Source organism: Paenirhodobacter ferrireducens, from assembly GCF_004022265.1.
GTDB lineage: Bacteria > Pseudomonadota > Alphaproteobacteria > Rhodobacterales > Rhodobacteraceae > Rhodobacter > Rhodobacter ferrireducens.
The window spans coordinates 249,418-269,741 of record NZ_SAVB01000001.1; the positions used below are offsets into that span (position 1 = coordinate 249,418).

At 69.8% G+C, this 20,324-nt stretch carries 19 protein-coding genes and 1 pseudogene; 9 read left to right on the plus strand and 11 right to left on the minus strand.

The genetic code is table 11. The annotated features are described in order from the left end of the window. Nucleotides 1-30: 30 nt before the first annotated feature. The gene (locus tag EOW65_RS01225; protein WP_128147192.1) at nucleotides 31-705 is read left to right on the plus strand and encodes a DUF4167 domain-containing protein; all 675 of its coding nucleotides are present in this window, start codon (nucleotides 31-33) and stop codon (nucleotides 703-705) included. A gap of 77 nt (nucleotides 706-782) precedes the next feature. On the opposite strand, the gene rsmA is transcribed toward EOW65_RS01225, so the two are convergent. From rsmA to lptF, 6 genes are all read right to left on the minus strand, one after another. Further along, nucleotides 783-1,625, minus strand: coding sequence for a 16S rRNA (adenine(1518)-N(6)/adenine(1519)-N(6))-dimethyltransferase RsmA (gene rsmA, locus EOW65_RS01230; protein ID WP_128147249.1), 843 nt, complete (start codon nucleotides 1,623-1,625; stop codon nucleotides 783-785). 120 nt (nucleotides 1,626-1,745) lie between these two features. Next, a complete protein-coding gene (pdxA, locus tag EOW65_RS01235; RefSeq protein ID WP_128147193.1) occupies nucleotides 1,746-2,753 on the minus strand; it encodes a 4-hydroxythreonine-4-phosphate dehydrogenase PdxA in 1,008 nt (335 codons plus the stop codon). Beyond that, on the minus strand, nucleotides 2,750-3,985 hold the full coding sequence (locus EOW65_RS01240) for a peptidylprolyl isomerase (protein ID WP_164879950.1): 1,236 nt from the start codon (nucleotides 3,983-3,985) through the stop codon (nucleotides 2,750-2,752). Before EOW65_RS01240 ends, pdxA begins: the two co-directional genes overlap by 4 nt. Nucleotides 3,986-4,065: 80 nt before the next feature. Then, the gene (locus EOW65_RS01245) at nucleotides 4,066-6,303 is read right to left on the minus strand and encodes an LPS-assembly protein LptD (RefSeq protein ID WP_128147195.1); all 2,238 of its coding nucleotides are present in this window, start codon (nucleotides 6,301-6,303) and stop codon (nucleotides 4,066-4,068) included. Then, on the minus strand, nucleotides 6,303-7,412 hold the full coding sequence (gene lptG / locus EOW65_RS01250; protein WP_128147196.1) for an LPS export ABC transporter permease LptG: 1,110 nt from the start codon (nucleotides 7,410-7,412) through the stop codon (nucleotides 6,303-6,305). Before lptG ends, EOW65_RS01245 begins: the two co-directional genes overlap by 1 nt. Beyond that, complete coding sequence (gene lptF / locus EOW65_RS01255; protein WP_128147197.1) at nucleotides 7,409-8,533, minus strand: LPS export ABC transporter permease LptF; 1,125 nt, start codon at nucleotides 8,531-8,533, stop codon at nucleotides 7,409-7,411. The genes lptG and lptF overlap by 4 nt, the downstream gene beginning before the upstream one ends. A gap of 129 nt (nucleotides 8,534-8,662) precedes the next feature. Between lptF and EOW65_RS01260 the strand changes: the two genes are divergently transcribed. Together EOW65_RS01260 and EOW65_RS01265 are read left to right on the plus strand one after the other, a co-directional pair. Beyond that, nucleotides 8,663-10,156 carry a leucyl aminopeptidase gene (locus EOW65_RS01260; protein ID WP_128147198.1) on the plus strand — a complete coding sequence of 498 codons (1,494 nt, stop codon included), beginning with the start codon at nucleotides 8,663-8,665 and terminating at the stop codon, nucleotides 10,154-10,156. Nucleotide 10,157: 1 nt separating this feature from the next. Then, entirely contained in the window at nucleotides 10,158-10,610 is a 453-nt protein-coding gene (locus EOW65_RS01265) for a DNA polymerase III subunit chi (protein ID WP_128147199.1), read from the plus strand. On the opposite strand, the gene EOW65_RS01270 is transcribed toward EOW65_RS01265, so the two are convergent. Continuing rightward, complete coding sequence (locus EOW65_RS01270) at nucleotides 10,611-11,288, minus strand: DUF2270 domain-containing protein (RefSeq protein WP_128147200.1); 678 nt, start codon at nucleotides 11,286-11,288, stop codon at nucleotides 10,611-10,613. A gap of 125 nt (nucleotides 11,289-11,413) precedes the next feature. Between EOW65_RS01270 and tgt the strand changes: the two genes are divergently transcribed. Next, nucleotides 11,414-12,544: a tRNA guanosine(34) transglycosylase Tgt gene (gene tgt, locus EOW65_RS01275; protein ID WP_128147201.1), complete on the plus strand. Its 1,131-nt coding sequence runs from the start codon at nucleotides 11,414-11,416 to the stop codon at nucleotides 12,542-12,544. Nucleotide 12,545: 1 nt separating this feature from the next. Here the strand turns inward: tgt and trhA are convergent, their stop codons facing one another. The 3 genes from trhA to EOW65_RS01290 form a co-directional block, all read right to left on the minus strand. Then, nucleotides 12,546-13,190: a PAQR family membrane homeostasis protein TrhA gene (trhA, locus tag EOW65_RS01280; protein WP_128147202.1), complete on the minus strand. Its 645-nt coding sequence runs from the start codon at nucleotides 13,188-13,190 to the stop codon at nucleotides 12,546-12,548. Between the two features lie 174 nt (nucleotides 13,191-13,364). After that, nucleotides 13,365-14,060, minus strand: a complete 696-nt coding sequence (locus tag EOW65_RS01285) for a nucleoside/nucleotide kinase family protein (RefSeq protein ID WP_240664429.1) — start codon at nucleotides 14,058-14,060, stop codon at nucleotides 13,365-13,367. 3 nt (nucleotides 14,061-14,063) lie between these two features. Then, entirely contained in the window at nucleotides 14,064-14,681 is a 618-nt protein-coding gene (locus EOW65_RS01290; protein WP_128147203.1) for a thiamine phosphate synthase, read from the minus strand. 125 nt (nucleotides 14,682-14,806) lie between these two features. On the opposite strand from EOW65_RS01290, the gene EOW65_RS01295 reads away from it, so the two are divergent. After that, nucleotides 14,807-15,559, plus strand: coding sequence for an RNA methyltransferase (locus EOW65_RS01295; protein WP_128147204.1), 753 nt, complete (start codon nucleotides 14,807-14,809; stop codon nucleotides 15,557-15,559). Nucleotides 15,560-15,597: 38 nt separating this feature from the next. Then, nucleotides 15,598-16,308: a hypothetical protein gene (locus EOW65_RS01300; protein WP_164879951.1), complete on the plus strand. Its 711-nt coding sequence runs from the start codon at nucleotides 15,598-15,600 to the stop codon at nucleotides 16,306-16,308. Between the two features lie 15 nt (nucleotides 16,309-16,323). On the opposite strand, the gene EOW65_RS01305 is transcribed toward EOW65_RS01300, so the two are convergent. Next, complete coding sequence (locus tag EOW65_RS01305; protein WP_128147206.1) at nucleotides 16,324-17,220, minus strand: LysR substrate-binding domain-containing protein; 897 nt, start codon at nucleotides 17,218-17,220, stop codon at nucleotides 16,324-16,326. Nucleotides 17,221-17,308: 88 nt separating this feature from the next. On the opposite strand from EOW65_RS01305, the gene EOW65_RS01310 reads away from it, so the two are divergent. The 3 genes and pseudogenes from EOW65_RS01310 to EOW65_RS01320 all read left to right on the plus strand — a co-directional run bounded on the left by EOW65_RS01310 (nucleotide 17,309) and on the right by EOW65_RS01320 (nucleotide 20,307). Then, nucleotides 17,309-18,454, plus strand: coding sequence for an ABC transporter ATP-binding protein (locus EOW65_RS01310; protein ID WP_128147207.1), 1,146 nt, complete (start codon nucleotides 17,309-17,311; stop codon nucleotides 18,452-18,454). Continuing rightward, nucleotides 18,447-19,418, plus strand: coding sequence for a carbohydrate ABC transporter permease (locus tag EOW65_RS01315; RefSeq protein ID WP_128147208.1), 972 nt, complete (start codon nucleotides 18,447-18,449; stop codon nucleotides 19,416-19,418). The genes EOW65_RS01310 and EOW65_RS01315 overlap by 8 nt, the downstream gene beginning before the upstream one ends. Beyond that, nucleotides 19,415-20,307, plus strand: a pseudogene (locus tag EOW65_RS01320) (carbohydrate ABC transporter permease). The gene EOW65_RS01315 and the pseudogene EOW65_RS01320 overlap by 4 nt, the downstream one beginning before the upstream one ends. Nucleotides 20,308-20,324 lie beyond the last annotated feature (17 nt).

A 20,324-nucleotide genomic window follows, 5' to 3' on the forward strand; every position in this document is an offset into this window, starting at 1 on the left:
GCCCCCGAGGGGCTCAACAGACGAAGGCCCATGAGATCTTCCAAATCCCGTTCGCGCAACAAGTCGAACCGTCAGCGCTCGATCGGCAACATCATCAATCGGGTGTTCGACAGCTCCGGCCCCGAGGGCAAGGTGCGCGGCACGCCGCAGCAGATCATCGAAAAGTATCTCGCGCTGGCGCGGGATGCGCAGCTTGGCAATGACCGTGTTGCCGAGCAGAACTTCTTGCAGCACGCCGAGCATTACACCCGCATGCTCGGCGAGGCGCAGCGCGAAATGGCGCGCGAGCAGGAGGAGCGGCAACGCTCCTTCCCGCAGCAGGGCGGCAATGGTGGCCAGAACAATGGTCAGCCCGGAGGCCAGAGCGGCAACCGCGAGCGGGCGGAACGCCCCGAGCGCGAGCCGCGGTCCGAGGAAGGCGCGGCGATGCCCGAGGCCTTTGCGACCGAGGATGACGGCCCGGGCCTCGTCGTGACGCCCGAGATGCAGGCCGAAGCCGCCCCGGCGCCGGCCGCACCGGCCCTGCCGGTCGCGGAAACCGCCGAAGCGGGCGCGGAACCCGCGCCGAAGAAGTCGTCGCGCAGCCGCTCGTCCGCATCCTCGCGCAGCCGGTCGCCGTCGGCGCGCGGCAAGAAAAGCGACAAGGCCGAGGGACAAGGCGATGCCGCCCCGGCCGAGGCCCCGGCGGCGCCCACGGGCGACTAGGCCCGGGCGCGTCTTCCCGATTTCCAGAACTTCCGAAAGGCCCTGCAATCCGTTGCGGGGCCTTTGCCTTTTTGTGCTCAGCCGCGGGCGACGAGGCGGGCGAGGGTGCAGAACGCCTCGAGCGAGACGCGCTCGGCCCGCTCGGTGGGGGCGATGCCGGCCTCCTCGAGCAGCGCCTCGATATTCGGATGCACGCCCTTCAGCGCGGCGCGCAGCATCTTGCGGCGCTGGTTGAAGGCGACGGCGACGACGCGTTCCAAAACCTTCGGATCGGCCGGGAACCGCGGCTCGGGCAGGGCGCGCAGATGCACCACCGCCGAATGCACCTTCGGCGCCGGGGTGAAGGCCTCGGGCGGCAGCACCATCACGATCTTCGCCTCGCAGCGCCATTGTGCCAAAAGCGCGAGCCGCCCATAATGGTTGGAGCCGGGCTTCGCCACGATCCGCTCGGCCACTTCCTTCTGGAACATCAGCGTCAGGCTGTCCCAGAACGGCGGCCAGTCGGGCGGCGTCAGCCAGCGGATCAGCAGCTCGGTGCCGACGTTGTAGGGCAGGTTCGCGGCGATCCGGATCGGCGGCGTCAGATGGGCGCGCACGTCGATCTCCAGCGCGTCGCCGTTGATGACCTCCAGCCGGCCGGGGTAATGTGCGGCGATCTCGGCCAGCGCCGGCAGGCAACGGCTGTCCTTCTCGACGGCGAGTACCCGGCGCGCACCCTCGGCAAGGAGCCCGCGGGTCAGCCCGCCCGGCCCGGGCCCGACCTCGAGCACGTCGCAACCACTCAGATCGCCCGCCGCGCGCGCGATCTTGGCGGTCAGGTTCAAATCCAGCAGGAAGTTCTGGCCAAGGCTTTTCTTCGCCACCAGCTCATGGTCGCGGATCACCTCGCGCAGAGGGGGGAGCCCGTCGATCGCTGCCATGATCCGTTCCTTCATCTTGCCGCAAATACCTCGGGGGTCCGGGGGCTGGCCCCCGGTCTCACGGCCCCCGGCCGCGTCGCGCCCGGGCATACTGTCCCCGGGCGGCGACGGCAAGCACGCTCAGCGCGCCCGCGCGGCCCCCATCTTCGCCGCCATCTTCAGCGCCGAGATCAGGCTGGCCGGATTGGCGCGACCTTGCCCCGCGATGTCATAGGCGGTGCCATGATCGGGCGAGGTGCGCACGAAGGGCAGGCCGAGCGTCACGTTCACCCCGCCGTCGAAATCGAGCGTCTTGATCGGGATCAGTGCCTGATCGTGATAGGCGCAGATCGCCGCGTCATATTTCGCCCGTGCCCCGGCGTGGAACATCGTGTCGGCGGGCAGCGGACCGGCGACGGCAAAGCCCTCGGCGCGCAGCCCGGCGAGGGTGTCGTTCATCCAGTCGAGCTCCTCGTGCCCCATCGCACCGCCTTCGCCCGCATGCGGGTTCAGACCGGCGACGGCCAGGCGCGGGTTCTCGATCGCGAAATCGCGGCGCAGCCCCTCGGCGGTGATCCGCACGGTCTCGCGCAGCAGCTCGGGGGTGAAGGCCTTGGGCACCGCGCTCAGCGCGATATGGATCGTCGTCGGCACCACGCGCAGCGGCGGCGTGGCGCTTTCGGCGGCGAGCATCATCACCACCCGCGCGCCCCCCGCCAGATGGGCGAGGTATTCGGTATGCCCCGGGAAGGCGAAATTCGCGCCGTCATGCAGCGCCTTCTTGTGGATCGGCGCGGTGGTCAGCGCGCTGCCCTCGCCCGCGCGCACGATTTCCACGGCGCGGGCGATCACCGCGATCACCGCGGCGGCATTCTCCGGATCGGGCTGACCGGGCAGCGCCGCGGCCGGGAAGGCATGCGGCAGCACCGGCAGCGCCGAGCCCGCATGCAGCATCGCCTCGGCGGGCGTGGAGATCTCGCGGATCTTCGTGCCGCGCGGCAGATGCGACGGATCGCCGATCCAGACGAAGGGCAGCGCCGCGCCGAGGATTTCCCAGGCCTTCGCGGCGATCTCGGGGCCGATGCCCGACGGGTCGCCGCAGCTGACGATCACCGGCCGGTGCGCCGCGTCTTCCCGCGCCATGCTCATGGCCGCACGATCACCGCATTGGCGGTCAGGTCGGCGAGGTAGCTGTCGGAATAGCTGCCCATCCGCTCGTTTTGCAGCCGCGCACGCACCGCATCGCGGTTCGGCGCGGTTTCGCCCTTGGTGTCGTCCACCGCCGCCTCGCGCGAGCACAGCATCACCAGCTCCTGCCCCGCGCCACGGGTCAGCACCGTGGTCTCGCCGATATCGAGCCCGGCGAGCGCCAGCGCGATGTCCTTCGGCAGCGCCCCCTGCGGGGCCGGGTCGGGACGGCTGACGGGAGACACGGGGAGCCCCTTCACCACCGTGTAGAGGTCGTCGCAGCGCTTGGCGGCGGCCGCCTTCTGCGCCAGTTGCGCCGCCTGTTCGGAGCCCGCCGGGCCGAGCGCAAGCGTCGCATAGCCAAGCGTCTGCGCGCGGGTGCCGGCCGGGCCGTGCTCGTCGATGCTGCGCATCATGAAGATCGCGACGGCGCCGTTCAGCTCGATCGGGGCCGAGGCCTGACCCGGCGCGAGACCAAGCAGCACCGGGCGCAGGGCCGGCGGCAGATTGTCCAGCGGCATCCAGTCGAGGCGCCCGCCGTTATCGCGGGTCGAGGCGGCCGACATCTGCCGCGCCGCCTCGGCGAAGGCGGCTTCGCTGCGCAATTGCGAGATCTTCTCGGCCTCGGCATGGGCTGCGGCCTCCTGACCGGGCGGGGCCGGCAGGATGATTTCCGAGATCAGCACCCGGGTGCCGCCGCCACGTTCCGATTCCATCAGCATGGCGCGGTCGATGTCGCTGTCCGAGATCCGCACCCGCGGCCCGAAGCGCTGCTTCACCAGCTCGCGCCAGACCAGGCCGGCGGTGACGAAGTCGCGGAAGGTCGGCTCGTCGACACCGGTTTTCGCCAGCTCGGCGACGAACTGTTCGGAGGTCAGGTTGGCACGGCCGGCAAACTCGGTCATGCCCTTGCCGACGGCGTCCTTGTCGAGCACGATGCCGGCCTGCTTTGCGGCCCAGACCCGCAGCCGGTCCTCGATCAGCGATTTTTCGGCGGCTTTGTGCAGGTCGCCCGGCTGGCGCAGCAGCTGCATGAAGCGCATCCGCTGCTCGATCTCATAGCCGGTGATGCCGAGCCCGTTCACGAGGATCACCGGCGCGAAGGGGCTGTTCGTGGTGGCTGCCTGCGCGGCCACGTCGGTCACCGTCAGCCCGAGCGCGAGCGCCATGCCCAGAAGCGGGGTCAGTCGCATCCTCATCCTCATCCGTCTTTCGTCCGTCATCCGTTCCGTTCCTGCCCCGTCGCTCCCCGCCGGGGCGTGTCTTCGCGCGCTCAGTAGCGGCACACGCGCGTCGCGCTGCCGCCGGTGGTCTTGCGGCCCGTCGAGGTCGCGCCGAAGCCTGCCAGCTGTACCGAGAGACCGAAGTCGGTTTCCGGCTTCACAGTAGAGGAGGACGTGAAGCGACGCGAGAGGGAAAGATCGACGCTCATGCACTCGTTGGCATATTCCAGCCCGACCGTGGCGCGGGCGGCCCGCTCGGCGGTGAAGTCGTAGCGCGTCGAGAGGGTGGAGCGCCAGCCCTCGGCCCAGGTCCAGCCGGTCTCGAGCAGAAGCTCGGAGGTGTCGGTGAGCCGGCCCTCGGTCTCGCTTGCGTCCATCCACAGATAGCCTGCCGCGATCTGGTACTTGTCGCCCGCGAAGGCGAGCCGCAGCTCGTCGCGGGAAAAGCCGAAGTCGTTGTCGAACAGCGCCCGGTTCGACAGCGTCAGCCCCTCGGCGGTGGTCAGGTGCGCGGCGATGAGCCAGTCCGACCGCCGCCCCGACAGACCCGAGCCGGTGGGGAACTGATCGGTGTCGGTCAGCCGCACCACGCGCCCTGCGGTCACGCCAAGCGACCAGCCCGAGGCGTCGTGCCGGGTCCAGCTCAGCCCGAGGTTGGCGCGCAGCCCCTCTTCGCGTGCATCTCCGCCCGGGTAGCGCGAGAAGGAGAACAGGTTGCCCTCGTCGAATTCGGTCAGCAGACTGTCTTCGTTGGCCACTTGTTTCAGGTTGTCGGGGCTCCACACCAGCTGCGCGATGGGCTCGATCACCTGCGAGGCGCGGCCCGAGGTGGCAACCCAGGGCCAGCGCAGCTCGACGCCTACCGTGGGCAGGGCGCGCAACGTGTGGTCGGCCCAGTTCTCGTCCTGCCGCACCATCACCGCGTCGCCCGCAAGCTCGGTCTGCATTGCGGCGAGCACCCCCCCCGAGAGCAGCCATTGCCGGCGCCAGCCGGCGACGAAGGAGGTGCGCAGCGTGTCGCGTCCGTCCGAGACGGTGTCGCTGTCCTCGATGCCGTCGACCGTCATGTCCGAGGCACGGCGATGCGCATGCACCGACCAGTCGATCGTCGCCTCGCCGCCGATCACCGCGGGGCGGATCACCCGCGTCCAGCTGAAATCGCCCGAGAGCATCGGCTCGGTCGAGTTGCTTTCCCCCGAACGGATCGAATGGGTGTTGCCGGCGCGCAGCCAGATCATCTCGTTGCGGTGCACCTTCTCGAGGGTGACACCAGACCACAGCCGGTCGTCCTCGGTGATGCCGTAGTTCAGCAGATAGGACGGGTCGCTCACCACTTTCAGCTGCAGCCCGAGGGTGTAATCCGAGGGCAGCTTGAAGGTGCCGTCGGCAAAGAGATAGCCGCGGTTCTCGCCCTTGCGGATGCTGTCACTGCTGAGCGCGCCCTCGGCGTTGATCGTGCCGTTGTCGAAGGCCTGACGGTAGCGCAGCCCGAGCGTGCGGGTGTAGGAGCTCGACAGGTAGGGCGTGACGGTGAGGTCGGCACTTGGTCCGAGGGCAATGAAATAGGGCAGCTTCAGCCCCGCGCCGAGGCTCGAGGTGGTGCGGAAGCTTGGCCGCAGCAGACCCGACATCCGCGTCACCGTCGGGTCGGGCATGCGCAGATTTGGCAGCCAGACGAGCGGCACGCCCATCACGCGAAACTGGGCGCCCTCGAAATGCAGCTGCTTGGTTTCATTGTCATGGGTGATCTTGCGCGCCCGGATCTCCCACAGCGGGGTCGGGTCCGAGGCGCAGATCCGGCAGGAGGAGGCGACGACCTCGGTCAGGGTGGTGATGCGGCCATCCTTGCGGTCGATCCGGTTCGCGGCGAGCTGCAGCTCGCGTGCCATCACCATCCGCGCGCCGACCATCACGCCGTTCTGCAGATCGCGCGACAGCTCGGCCTGATCGGCGACGATCACCGAGCCGGTCTGCCCGGGCTCGACCAGCCGGATCGGCCCCTCGATCGTCAGGGTCTCGGTGTTCTGGTCATAGGTGACGCGGTGCGCGGTCAGCCGGTTCTGCTTCCAGTAGATCTCGACTGCGCCCTCGGCCAGCAGCCGGTTGTCGGCCGTGGTGACGATGCGGTCGGCAAGCAGGGTCGCCGCCTGATCGGCGTCGGCCACGGCATAGCCGCCCGGCGCGCCGGCGGGCGCATCGGCGCTGCCCGCGGGGGGCTCGGCCCATGCCGCGGGTGGCAGGGTCAGCGCGGCACTCGCGAGCAGCGCGGCAATCAGCCCGTTCCTCATCAGCCGTCTTCCTCCTGCAAGATCAGCGCCAGCGCCAGCATCAGCGCGATTGCCGGCGGCGCCCAGGCGGCCAGCGCCACCGGGATCTGCCCGTTATCTCCCAAAACCTGCGCCACATTGCGCAGGAAGAACACGCCAAGCCCTGCGGCAAGCGCAAGGAGCACCATCACCCCGGTGCGGCCGAGCCGGCTGTGGCGCATGGTGAACCCCGCCGCGATCAGCACCATCGCCGCCATCACCAGCGGCTGGGCAAGTTCCATCTCGAACCACACCAGATGGCGGCGCGCCGAGAAGCCGGCGTTCTCGAGGCCGCGGATGAAGCCCGGCAGCTGCCAGATCGGCACCGTCGAGGGGGTGCCGAAGCTGTCGCGGATGCGCTCGGCGGTCAGGTCCGAGGGCAGGCTGAGCGTGTCGGCGCGGGTCGCGTCGCGCTCGGGGTTGGTCGAACTGCCGAGCGGCCAGTCCTTGACCTTCGTCAGCGCCCATGCGCCGCGGGTCAGCACCGCCTCTTCGGCGTCGATCCGGCGCACCGGGCCGCGCTCGGGGTCGACGATCAGGAAGGTCACGTCATAAAGCCGCGTCGCATCGAGATTGGCGCGTGCAGCGCGGATCACCGCCTGTTCGCCGGCGCTGTCGCCGCCCATGCCCTGGCGCATCCACACGCCCTCCTGGCCGATCGACACCGCCTGCACCCCGGTCGCGCGATAGCGGCCGGCGAGCTCCTCGTAGCGTTTCGAGGTGGCCGAGACGATCGGGTTGCCCACGGCGACGATCAGCACGCCCAGCAGCAGCGCCACCACCACCGGCGCGGCCAGCATGCGCAGCGCCGAACGGCCCGAGGCGCGGATCACCACCAGCTCGGACGAGCGCGCGAGGCCCAGGAACAGCGTCACCGCGGCGAGGATCATCACCAGCGGCAGGATGGTGTAGAGCGAGGCCGGCACCGACAGCCCGGCCAGCAGCGCCGCCTGTGCAAGGCCGACCTTGGCGGCGCTGAAGGAGCGGATCTTCTCGACCATCTCGATCAGGAAGAGGATGCCCCAGAAGGTCGCCGCGACCATCACGAAGGCGCGCAGGAAGCGGCGCGCGATGTAGAGCGAGAGCGTCATGCCTGGGTCTCCCGCCGCGGACAGAGCTTGCGCGGGCGTCCGGCCCACCACAGGACCGCCGCCGAGGCCACCGCGCCGATGCCCGCGGGCAGATAGGCGAGCGCCCAGAGCTCGGGCCGGCCGCGCATCGTGCTGTCGACGGCATTGGTCAGGAACTGCAGCACGATCAGCCCGACGATGGCGAGCGCGATCTGCCGCCACATGCCAAAGCGCGAGAACCCGCCGAGCATCAGCGCGGCAAAACCGAGCACCGCCGCCGCCGGCGCCAGCAGCGGCTGTGCCATCCGGTCGTTCAGGATCTGCCAGGCCTCGGCGGCGGTGCCGCCGGTCTCGGCCAGAAGATCGGCCGAGGGCGCGATCAGCTGCCAGCTCGGCACCTCGTCCCAGCTCGTCACCCCTTTCACCGGCGCCCCGATCAGCGCGCCGATGTCATAGGTGAAATCCGAGAAGCGGGTGACGGCGAGGCTGTGGTCGCTCAGCCGCAGGGTCTGCGCCATGCCGTCGAACATGATCAGCTTCGGACCGCTGTCCGAGCGCACGATCAGCGCCTTGTCGGCGGTATAGGTGGTGCGCTGCGTCTTCGAGCGGGCGTCGACCAGATAGGGGTCGAGCAGCTCGCCGAGGTCGGAGATCTGCCGGATGTAGATCGTCACCCCGTCGACCGGGTGCTGGAAGCTGCCCTCGGTCAGGAAGCGGGCGGTGACGTTCTCATTGATCTGCGCCTGACGCGCGGCCAGCTGGCTGCGCGAGACCGGCACCAGAACATGCACCAGCACCATCATCAGAGCCGCGACGATCAGCCCGAACACCGCGACCGGGCGGGAGAGCCGCCAGGGCGAGGCGCCGGTGGCCTGCATCACCACGAATTCGCTGTCGGCGCTGAGCCGGTTGACCGCGTAGATCGTCGCCGCGAAGGCCGCGACCGGCAGCACCAGGCGGATGACGTTCGGCAGGGTCAGCGCGGTGAACTCCAGCACCACCCAGGCGGTCTGGCCGTCCGAGATCAGCTTGTCGAACAGCAGCACGGCCCGGTTCACCCAATAGACCGAGACCAGGATCAGCGCGAAGAATCCGAACAGCGCCATCAGCTGGGACAGCAGATATCGGTCCAGTCTCGTCACGCGCACCCCCGGCAGTTTCGCTCTGTCTATCCCGTCGGCGGGCCGCGCGAAAGCCCCGCCTCCCGCGGCTTTTCATTTTCCGCCGAGGCCGCTAGGCTTTGCGCCGATCACCCTTTCGAGAGAGCCGCCATGACCCATCCCGTCGCCATCCGTTTCAGCGAATCTGATCTCGACGCGCTGGCCGCGCGGGAGGGGCGCATCGCGCTTGTCGTCGCGCCCGAGGCGGGGCGCTCGCCCGCCGCGCGGCGGATCGAGCGGCTGACCCGCGGTGCGCTTGGCCGGGCGCTCGCCTCCGAGGCCTGGGACAAGCTGAAGGCGGGCGAGTCGATGGAGCTCGCCTGGCCCTCGGGTCTTGCCTGCGAGGCGCTGCAGCTGGTGAAGCTTGCCCGCCGCGCGCCGGTCGCCACCGCGCGCAAGGCCGGCGCGGCGATCGGGCGCGCCCTTGGCGGCGCCGATCTGCTGGTGCTGGCCGAGAACCACCCGCGCGCGGCCGAGATCGCCTTCGGCCTTGCGCTGCGCGCCTATCGCTTCGATTACCGCAGCGAGGAGCGCAAGCCCTTCGGCGCGGTCGAGATGATGGTGGCGAAGCCCGAGGCGGTGGCGGCCGAGGCGGCACCGCATGCGGCGCTGGCCGAGGGTATCTTCTTCACCCGCGATCTGGTGAACGAGCCCGCCAATATCCTGACCACCGACGATTTCGCGGCGCGCCTCGCCGCGATGCAGGAGCTCGGCCTCGACGTGCAGATCCTCGAGGAGGACGAGCTTGCCGCGCTTGGCATGCGGGCGCTGCTGGCCGTGGGGCAGGGCTCGGACAGCCCCTCGAAGGTGGTGGTGATGCGCTGGACGGGCCTGCAGCCCGCCGAGGACGAGAACGGCGAGGCGCTCGAGGTGCCGCCGCTCGCCCTTGTCGGCAAGGGCGTGTGCTTCGACAGCGGTGGCATCTCGCTCAAGCCCGGCGCGGGCATGGAGGAGATGACGATGGACATGGGCGGAGCGGCGGTCGTCGCCGGCGTGATGCGCACGCTCGCCCTGCGCAACGCCCCGGTGAATGTCGTGGGGCTTGTGGGCCTGGTCGAGAACATGCCCGACGGTCGCGCACAGCGTCCGGGCGACATCGTGAAATCGATGAAGGGCGACACGATCGAGGTGATCAACACCGATGCCGAGGGGCGGATGGTGCTGGCCGATGTGCTGTGGCACGCCCAGCAGGAATTCCGTCCCTCGGCGGTGATCGACCTTGCGACGCTCACGGGCGCGATCATCGTCGCGCTCGGCCACGAGAATGCCGGCGTCTTCTCGAACGACGACCGGCTGGCGGACGATCTGCTGAAGGCGGCGGCGGCCGAGGGCGAGGGCGCCTGGCGGATGCCTCTGGCACCGGCCTATGACGCGCTCATCACCTCGCGCCTTGCCGACATCAAGAACACCGGCGGCCGACATGGCGGCGCGATCACCGCGGCGGCCTTCCTGAAGAAGTTCATCGCCGAGGGCACGCCCTGGTGCCACATCGACATCGCGGGCGTCGCTCTGCCGCCGAAGGAGACGGTGCTGGCGCCGAAGGGCCCGACCGGCTGGGGCGTGATGGCGCTCGACCGGCTGATCCGCGACCGGTTCGAGGCGTAAGGTGCCCGCGCTCTTCTACCATGTCACGCAATCGCCGGTGGAAGAGGTGGTGGAAAGCCTGTTGCCGCGCGCCCTTGCGCAGGGCTGGACGGTCGAGCTGCGCGGCACCGATCCCGAACGGATGGACTGGCTCGACCAGCGGCTCTGGCTTGGCGGTGACGAAAGTTTCCTTCCGCACGGGCTGGCGGGCGGGCCGCATGACGCGTTGCAGCCGGTGCTGCTGACGGTGAGCCCCGCCCCGGCGGGGCGCGACGCGATCATGGCGATCGACGGCGCCGAGGTCACCCCGGCCGAGGTCGGATCAGTGCAGCGGGTCTGGATCCTGTTCGACGGGCGCGACGAGCGCGCCGTGGCGCGGGCGCGCGAGCAGTGGAAGGCGCTCACCGCCGCCAGTGTCACCGCACAATACTGGAGCGAGGAATCGGGCCGCTGGGAGAAGAAGGCCGAGCGCTAGCTAGCCCATGCCGCTCTCGCCCGCACGCCCCGCGGCGCGGCGGCGGTCGTCCCAGGCGCTCGCCACCGCCGCCAGCGCCCAGCTCAGCACGTAAAGACAGCCCATGACGATCACGATCCGCCCGTCGACCGGACCGATCGCCGCGCGCTCGTAAAGCTCGCGCGCCGAGGTCAGCGGCCCGGGGTGGACCATCAGCTTGCCGGCATAGGCGGCGCTCTGGATCAGCAGGATCCAGATGTAATTGCGCCGGATCCGCCGTCCGACCGCCACCCGCATCGGCACGTGATAGCGCGGAAAGCGGTAATCCTCGGCCAGAACGGTCTGCCAGCCGGTCTCCAGATGCTGCTCGCCATCGGTCAGCAGCGGCGCGAAGAAATGCCGCTCCATCCAGCGACAGCGCGCCCGCCAGACGTTGAAATAGCGATAGCGCCGCGCCTCGAGCATCAGGAAGAAGACGATCAGGATGCCGACGAGGATCAGCGGCAGCGGCGAGGCGGCGGGCGAGGCGAAGGAGATCGACAGCGCAATGCCGAGGGTCACCACCGACCAGTTCGTCGTGGTGTCGAGCCGTGTGCGCCAGATCGTCGAGCGGTAGACCTCGCCGCGGTAGAGATGCGCCACCGCGCCGAGCTCGCCGGTATCGAACCTGGTGCGCCGATCCTCCTCGTCTCGCGCCATCTGCCTCACTCCCCAAGGCCAGACTGGCACGCTGCCCCTGCGTCAGGCAAGGGGTTTGCCGCGCGCCGCCCACCTTTCCAAGGCGGCGCTTTCGCGCTACACCCCGCCGGCAAAGGAGCGCCCGGATGACCGAGAAATTCAGCTTCACCCTCCACGCCACCGACGGCAAGGCCCGCACCGGCGTGATCCATACCCCGCGCGGCGAGATCCGCACCCCGGCCTTCATGCCGGTCGGCACCGCGGGTACGGTGAAGGCGATGATGCCCGAAAGCGTCGCCGCGACCGGCGCCGACATCTTGCTGGGCAACACCTATCACCTGATGCTGCGACCGACGGCCGAGCGCATCGACCGGCTCGGCGGGCTGCACAGGTTCATGAACTGGCCGAAGCCGATCCTGACCGACTCGGGCGGCTTTCAGGTGATGAGCCTCTCGGGCCTGCGCAAGCTGACCGAGGAGGGGGTGACCTTCGCCAGCCATGTCGACGGCTCGAAGCATTTCCTCAGCCCCGAGCGCTCGATGGAGATCCAGCGGCTTCTGGGCTCGGACATCGTGATGGCCTTCGACGAATGCCCGGCGCTGCCCGCCGACGAGACCCGCGTGGCCGAGAGCATGCGGCTGAGCATGCGCTGGGCCGAGCGGTCGCGCGACGCCTTCGGCGACCGGCCGGGGCATGCGCTTTTCGGCATCATGCAAGGTGGCGTGACGCCTGAACTTCGCGCCGAAAGTGCCGAGAAACTCACGGAAATCGGCTTTGACGGCTATGCCGTCGGCGGCCTTGCCGTGGGCGAGGGGCAAGAGGCGATGTTCGGCGTTCTCGACTATGCGCCGGGCTTCCTGCCCGAGGACCGGCCGCGCTATCTGATGGGCGTGGGCAAGCCCGACGACATCGTCGGCGCGGTCGAGCGCGGCATCGACATGATGGATTGCGTGCTGCCCTCGCGCTCGGGGCGCACCGGCCAGGCCTGGACCCGGCGCGGTCAGGTGAACATCAAGAACGCGCGGCACATGGACGACCCGCGGCCGCTCGACGAGCACTGCAGCTGCCCGGCCTGCCGCAATTATTCCCGCGCCTATCTGCACCACGTCTTCCGCGCCGGCGAGATGATCTCGGGCATGCTGCTGACCTGGCACAACCTGCACTATTATCAGGAGCTGATGCAGGGCCTGCGCGACGCGATCGCGGCGGGGCGTCTGTCGGCCTTCGTGGCCGAGTTCCACGCCCTGCGTGCCGAGGGCGACATCGAGCCGCTCTGAGTCAGTGCGCGGCCACCAGCAGCACCGCGGCGTAATGCACCGCCGCGGCCGCGAGCACATGGCCATGCCAGATCGCGCGCGAAAACGGGATGCGGTCGAGCTGATAGAAGATCGTGCCGAGCGTGTAGATCAGGCCGCCCGCGCCCAGCAGGATCAGGACGGCGAGCGGCAGCGCCTGAAGAAGCGGCCAGATCGCGACGATGCCGAGCCAGCCCATGGCGAGGTAGAGCACGAATCCCGCCCGCTCGAAGCGGTGGAAGAACCCGAGCTTCATCACCATGCCGAGGGCCGCCAGCGCCCAGATCGCCGCGGTCAGCCACAGCCCGGCCTGCCCGCCCAGCCCGATCAGCGCCATCGGCGTGTAGGTGCCGGCGATCAGCAGGTAGATCGCGGCATGGTCGAAGCGGCGCAGCACGGCGCGGGTCTTCGCATGCAGCGTCATGTTGTAGCCCGCCGAGAAGCCGAACGAGGCGAGCAACCCCACCGCATAGACGACAAGCGGCCAGATCCGCCCGGGCTCGGCGGTCAGCGCCGCCCAGACGATCAGCGCGCTCACCCCGGCGACGGCGGCGATCACGCCTAGAACATGCATCACGCCATCGGCGAAATGTTCGGCAAAGGAATGGGCGAGGGTATGGCGGGTCATGGTCGTCTCCGGGGGATGGCGCATCCTATCAGGACGAAGCCTGCCACACCAATCACGACGCTGCGTGACATCGCGCCGATCGGCAAGGCCCCGCGCAGCGCGGCCCCGGCTTTCTCCTTGGCCGAAATACCTCGGGGGTGAATTCGGCGCAGCCGAAGAGGGGGCAGCGCCCCCTCAGCCTGCCACAACCAGATCGGCGGCCCGGTTCTCCTGCCGCAGGATCCGCCCGTTCGGCAGGTCGTTCTCCTCGACGCGGCGGCGCGCCTCGGCCTCGGGCAGGGCCTGCCAGCGCAGAAGCAGCCGGCGTCGCAGCTCGGCCTCGGGCACCGAGAGCCGGATCGTCAGATCGAAGAGCGGGTAAAGCTCGCGCCAGTCCGGGCGGGTCAGCAGCAGGTAATTGCCCTCGACGAGCACGAAACGCGCGGCTGCCGGCACGGTCTCGGCCGCCGGCACCACCGTATCCGCCGCGCGGTCGAAGCCCGGCACGGCGACTTCGCCGCCCGATTTCAACGCCGCAAGTGTCGTTGCAAGCGCCGCGACGTCGAAGGTCTCGGGCGCGCCCTTGCGGGGCAAAAGCCCGCGCGCGGCCAGCCCTTCGTTTGGCAGGTGAAAGCCGTCCATCGCCACCACTGCGGCCGATCCCGGCGCGCGCGCGTTCAGCTCGGCCGCGATCTCGGTCGCAAGCCGCGACTTGCCGGCCCCGGGCGCGCCGGCGATCGCGATCAGATTGCGCGCGCCGTCAAGCTGGCGGATATGGCCGGCCAGATCGCCGCGGTCGGCGCGCAGCTCGCTTGCCATGAAGGCCCCGACATCGCCCATCGGCCCGTCGGAATTGCCCAGCCAGAACTCGCCCGCCTCGCTCTCGCGCATGGCTCAGCCCATCGCCGCGACAAGCCGGGCCAGCGCCGCGACCGGATCGTCGCTGCTCCAGATCTCCTCGCCGATGCCGAAGAAATCGGTCACCGGGGCCAGATCGCGCACCAGCTCCTCGGTCAGCGCGCCCTCGGCCACCACCGGCACCTCGATCATCTCGCTCCACCAGGCGAAGAGGTCGCGCTCGGCCCGCGTGCCGTGGCCCAGCCCGGTCTCGCCCACGGGGCCGAAGACGACGTAATCGGCGCCGGCCTCGCCCGCGCCCATGCCGTCATGTTTCGACGCACCGCAGAAGCTGCCGACGATCGCGTCGGGGCCAAGCGCCTTGCGCGCGGCGCGGACCGAACGCGCGCCGTCGCTCAGGTGCACGCCGTCAAGGCCCTGCCGCTCGACCAGCTGGATGTGATCCTCGATCACCAGTGCCACGTCATGTTCGTGCGCCACAAGCCGCACGGCATCGGCGGCGCGCATCACCGCATCTTCGTCGCGGCTGGCGAGTGCGAGGCGGATGCAGGCCACCTCCTGCGCAGCGAGCACCCGCGACAGCGTCTGCGGGAAGATGTCGAGATCGAAGCTCGGCGGGGTGAGCAGGTAGATCTGCGGGCGGTCCTCGGCCATGACGCCTCCTGAAAATCGCGTTTCGCGCCTTCTAGCGCAGCGCAGGGGCCGAGGCCAGAGGGGTTGCGGCGCGGGGCCTGCGGGGCTAGGACGGCGCGCGAAAAGGCCCCCCGAAAGGACCCCCGATGACCGATCCCGACGACAGCCTGATCCGCAACCCCGTTTTCGTGCTGGTGCGCCCGCAGATGGGCGAGAACATCGGCGCGGCGGCGCGCGCGATGCTGAACTTCTCCTTCGCCTCGCTTCGGATGGTCGCGCCGCGCGACGGCTGGCCGAACCCGAAGGCCGTGGCCACTGCCTCGGGTGCGGCGACGAAGGTGCTCGACCATGCCGGCGTCTTCGACGACACCGGGGCGGCGATCGCGGATTGCGATTTCGTCTTCGCCACCACCGCGCGCGGGCGCGAGCTGACGAAGCCGATCTACACCCCCGAGGCGGCGATGGCCGAGGCGCGGGCGCGGATGGCGGCGGGGCAGAAGATCGCGGTGCTCTTCGGGCCCGAGCGCACCGGGCTCGAGAATGACGACATCGCGCGGGCGAATGCGATCATCACCGTGCCGGTGAACCCGGTGTTCTTCTCGCTCAACCTCGCGCAGGCGGTGCTGCTGATGGCCTATGAGCTGTCGCGGCAGGAAAGCTCGGCCGCGCCGGTCGCCCCGGGGCTTGCCGGCACCGAGGTGGCAAGCGCCCTCGATGTCGAGAAGCTGGGCGATCATTACGAGGAGGTGCTCGAGCAGGCGGGGTTCTTCTTCCCGGCCGACAAGGGCCCGATGATGAAGCGCAACCTGCGCAACATGTGGTCGCGCTTCGGGCTGACGCGGGCCGATGTGCAGATCCTGCACGGCATGCTGCGGCAGATCATCCGCCGCCGCGACTGAGGCTTGCGGGCCGGCGCGCGCCCGGCCATCCTGCCCCGATGTGGCGGGCGATGCGCATTTCCCTTCTGGCCCTCGCGCTTGGCGCGGGGCTCGGCCTTGCGGCGCTGCTGGCGTTTCTGCCGGCATTGCGCGGGGCGGCCTGTCCGCGGTGCTTTGGGCTCGACCCCGCGGGCGCCGGGCTCTGGGTCGAGGCTTCGATGCCGGCCCATGCCCGTGTGGCGCTTGCGGCCGAGGTCCGCGCTGCGCGCGCCCGCATCGCCGCCTTCTACGGCGCGCCGCGCGCCCATCTGCGGCTGATCGCCTGTGAAAGCGCCGCCTGCGACCGCCGCCTTGGCGGGCGGGGGGCGGCGGCGGTGACCTATTCGCTCGGGCCCGTCTCGGTGGTGCGGCTTGCGCCGCGCGGGCTGTCGGCCACGGTTCTCACCCACGAGCTTGCCCATGCCGAGACCCATGCCCAGCTTGGTCTTCGGGGGCAGCTTGGCGGGCGGTTGCCGACCTGGTTCGACGAGGGGCTGTCGGTGGTGATCTCGGACGACCGGCGCTACCTCGGACCGGGGCAGGGGGCTGTACGTTGCCGCCGCACCCCACGCGCCGATCTGCCCGAGACCCCTTTCGACTGGGCCCCGCTTGCCGCGCGTGACCCTGGGCTTTACGCCGAGGCGGGCTGTGCGGTGCTGCGCTGGCTGGCGGACGAGGGCGGGGCCGCGGGGCTGCGCGCCCGCTTTGCGGCGGGGGCGGCGCTGCCCTGAAGGGACGGGCGCGGGTCAGCCGCCCGGGGCCGCCAGCCCGAAGAACACCTCGTGCAGCGGTCCGCGGGCCGAGCGCAGGGCGAACACGTAATCGGCGCGTTCGCGGCGCATCTCGCGACAGGGGATCGGCACGAAGCCGTCGCGGCGGCTGGTGCCATGGCTCCACATGAAGCCGATGCCGAGGGCATTGGCAACCGCGTCGAGAACGCCGTCGCGGGTATCGAGCACGATCGTCGCATGGGGCGACAGGCGGGCGGTACGGAAGGCCTCGTCGACGGCGCGTTGCGTCGAGGAGCCGGGCGTGCGGAAGATCAGCCGTTCCGAGACGAGTTCCGCGCAGCTGATCTCGCTCCTGCCGGCGAGGGGATGGCCGGGATGGGCGATCGCCACCACTGACTGGCTTTGCACCTGCCGGCGGCGGAACCGCGGCTCGTCGGGCACGTCGGGCAGCACGGCGACATCGACGCGCCCCTCGATCACCGCCTCGTAGATCTTGCCCCAGCTGCCCATCTCGATCTTCACGCCCACCCCGGGGCAGAGCTTCTGGAACGCCCTGATCCGCGCCATGCCGGGCATCGCATTGCCCAGCCCGATCCGCAGCTCTCCCTGTTCGAGCGTGCGGTGCTGGGCGAGCAGATCGGCGATCCGCTGGCCCGCTGCCTCGATTTCGCGCGAGAGCGTGTAGATCTGCTGGCACAGCGGCGTCGGCATCATGTCATTCGCCACGCGGCGGAACAGGTCGAGGCCGAGCGCGCGCTCGAGATCCCGCACCTGCTGGCTGATCGTGGCCTGCGACACCGCCAGCCGGCGGGCGGCGGCAGAGAAGCTGCCGGTCTCCATCACCGCGTTCAGCGCGCGCAGGCGTGACAGCGTCAGGGCGGGCAGCAGGTCCTTGGGCGACAACGAGTTCATGCGGCCCTCATAGGCATTGCCTGTAACCGTAACATGACTGTCGCAGAAGCTGCCTATGACGCCCCGGAAAAGAGCGCAGGAGACCCCGATGGCGACCGTAGACCTGGATGAAATCCGCAAGACCTTCGGCGGCAGCGAGGTGCTGAAAGGGGTGAGCCTGCAGATCGCCGACGGCGAGTTCCTGTCGCTGGTCGGGCCTTCGGGGTGCGGCAAGTCCACGCTGCTGCGCATCCTCGCCGGGCTCGAGACGCAGACGAGCGGTCGCGTGTGCATCGGCGGCGCCTGCGTCGACGGGCGCCGCGCTGCCGACCGGGACCTTGCCATGGTGTTCCAGAGCTATGCGCTTTACCCGCATCTGACGGTGGCCGGGAACATCGCCGTGCCACTGACCATGCGCCGGCTCTCGGTGGCGCAGCGTCTGCCGCTCGTCGGCCGCTTCCTGCCCGGGGCGCGGGCGCGGCGCGCGGCGATCGCGCAGACCGTGCACGAGACCGCCGAGATACTCGAGATCCGCCATCTGCTGGCGCGCAAACCTGGTCAGCTGTCCGGCGGGCAGCGCCAGCGCGTCGCGCTCGGCCGGGCGCTGGTGCGCGAGCCCGCGGCCTTCCTGCTCGACGAGCCGCTGTCGAACCTCGACGCGAAGATGCGGGTGCACATGCGCGCCGAGATCGCCCAGCTCAACCGCCGGCTCGGTGCCACCTTCGTCTATGTCACCCACGATCAGGCCGAGGCGATGACGATGTCGGACCGGATCGCGGTGATGATGGAGGGCGAGATCCTGCAGGTGGGGGCGCCCGCCGAGCTCTACGACCACCCCGCCGAGCTGCGCGTGGCGCAGTTCATCGGCTCGCCGGCGATCAACATCCTGCCCGCAGAGACCGGCGCGGACGGGGGGATCGGCATCGAGGGGCGTCCGACAGGGCTGCGTGCCCTTGCCCGGCCGGTCGAGCATCTCGGCATCCGGCCCGAGGCACTGAGCCCCTGCGACGGGGACGGGCTGATCGCCGGGCGGGTGCGGCTGGTCGAGAACCTCGGCGCCGATCTCTTCGTGCAGCTCGAGGTGGCGGGCGTCGCCCGGCCGGTCGTCGTCCGCCTCACGCCGGCCGCGCGCCCATCGGTGGCGCCGGGCAGCCTGCTGCGGTTGCGCGCCGATCCGGCGCGGATCACCGGCTTCGACGTGGCGGGCAAGGCGGCCCCGGTGGCGCGTCTGGCGGAGGCTGTGGCCGATGTCTGACGCGCCCCCGCTTCCGCTCGCCGCCCCGCGTGCCGCACTCCGGCCCGAGCGCACCCAGGCCCGCGCCGGCCTTTTGATGTTCGCGCCGGCGCTGGTGCTGATGCTCGCGCTCCTGATCCTGCCGGTGGCGGTGGCGGCGACACTTTCCTTCACCGATTACACCCTCGGCCGCCCCGATCTGCACTGGATCGGCCTGGGCAATTACGCCGAGATTCTGACCCGCCCGAGCTATCGCAAGATGATCGGCGTGACGGTCCTTTATGTCGTGCTGGTGGTGCCGGCCTCGGTCTTTCTTGGGCTGGGCGCGGCGCTGCTGATCCGCGCGCTGAAGATCGGCCAGACTTTCTACAAGACGGTCTATTTCCTGCCGGTGATGGCCTCGCTGCTGGCGATGGCGATCGTGTGGGAATTCGCGCTGCACCCGACGCTCGGCCTCGTCAACCGCACGCTGGCGCTGGGCTGCGGCACGGCGCTCGAGCTCTGGCCGTGGTTTGCGCGCGGCTGTGCCGGGGGCTTTCCGCTCTGGCTTGGCGACCGCGACCACGCGCTTGCGACGCTCGCCTTCATCGGCATCTGGCAGAGCTTCGGCTTCAACATGGTGCTTTACCTCGCCGGGCTGACCGCGGTGCCGCGCGATCTCTACGCCGCGGCCGAGATCGATGGCGTGAGGCGCGCAACGGAGCGCTTCCGGCTGATCACCTGGCCGCTGCTGGCGCCGACCACCGTCTTCGTCGTCACCGTCACCACGATCCGCGCGTTTCAGGTCTTCGACACGGTCGAGGCCCTGACCCACGGCGGCCCGGCGAAGTCGACCTATGTGATGATCTACGCGATCTACGAGAAGGGCATCGCGCAGAACCTCGTCGGCCTTGGTGCGGCGATCACCGTGGTCTTCCTCGGCTTCGTGATGCTGATTAGCGCGGCACAGCGCCGCTTCGTCGAACGCAAGGTGCAGGACCGATGACCCACCGCTTTTCCGCCCGCCAGATGCTGGCGCATCTGGTGCTGATTCTCGGCGCGGTGATCGTGCTGCTGCCGTTCTACGTGATGGTCTCCACCTCGTTCAAATCCCCGGCCGAGATCGCCGCGGGCACCGGCGGCCTTTTCGGCGCGCAGGCGCCGATTGCCGATGCGAGCTGCCTGAACCTTGGTGGCAGCACGGAGACGTGCCTGACCCGCCCGGTGATCGACAATTATCGTCAGGCCTTCGCCAAGGCGCCGCTGGGGCGCTATCTGCTCAACGGGGTGATCGTCACCGCCTCGATCTTCGCCTTGCAGACGCTGATCGCGGTGCCGGCGGCCTATGCGCTGGCGAAGCTGCGCTTCTGGGGCCGCGAGGCCGCCTTCGGTCTTGTGCTCTTCTGCCTGCTGATCCCGGTGCATGCGATTGCGCTGCCGCTTTACGTGCTGCTGGCGAAACTCGGGCTGACCAACAGCTATGCCGCGCTGATCCTGCCCTGGACCGTCTCGGCCTTCGGCATCTTCCTGATGCGGCAGTTCTTCCTGACCGTGCCCGACGAGCTGATCGACGCCGCGCGGATGGACGGGATGGGCGAGTTCGCGATCATCTGGCGGGTGCTGCTGCCGGTCGCGATCCCGGCGCTCCTGGCCTTCGCGATCTTCTCGGTGTGGCGCATTGGAACGACTATTTCTGGCCGCGCATCGTCCTCACCGGCGACCGCAGCCTGTTCACCCCGCCGCTCGGCCTGCGCGAGTTCAAGGGCGACCTCGACGGCGATTTCTACGGCCCGATGATGGCCACCGCGACGGTCATCGTCACCCCCCTCGTCGTGGCCTTCCTGCTGGCGCAGCGCCGCTTCATCGACGGCATCGCGCTCAGCGGGATGAAATGACCCTTCCTCCCTTCCGC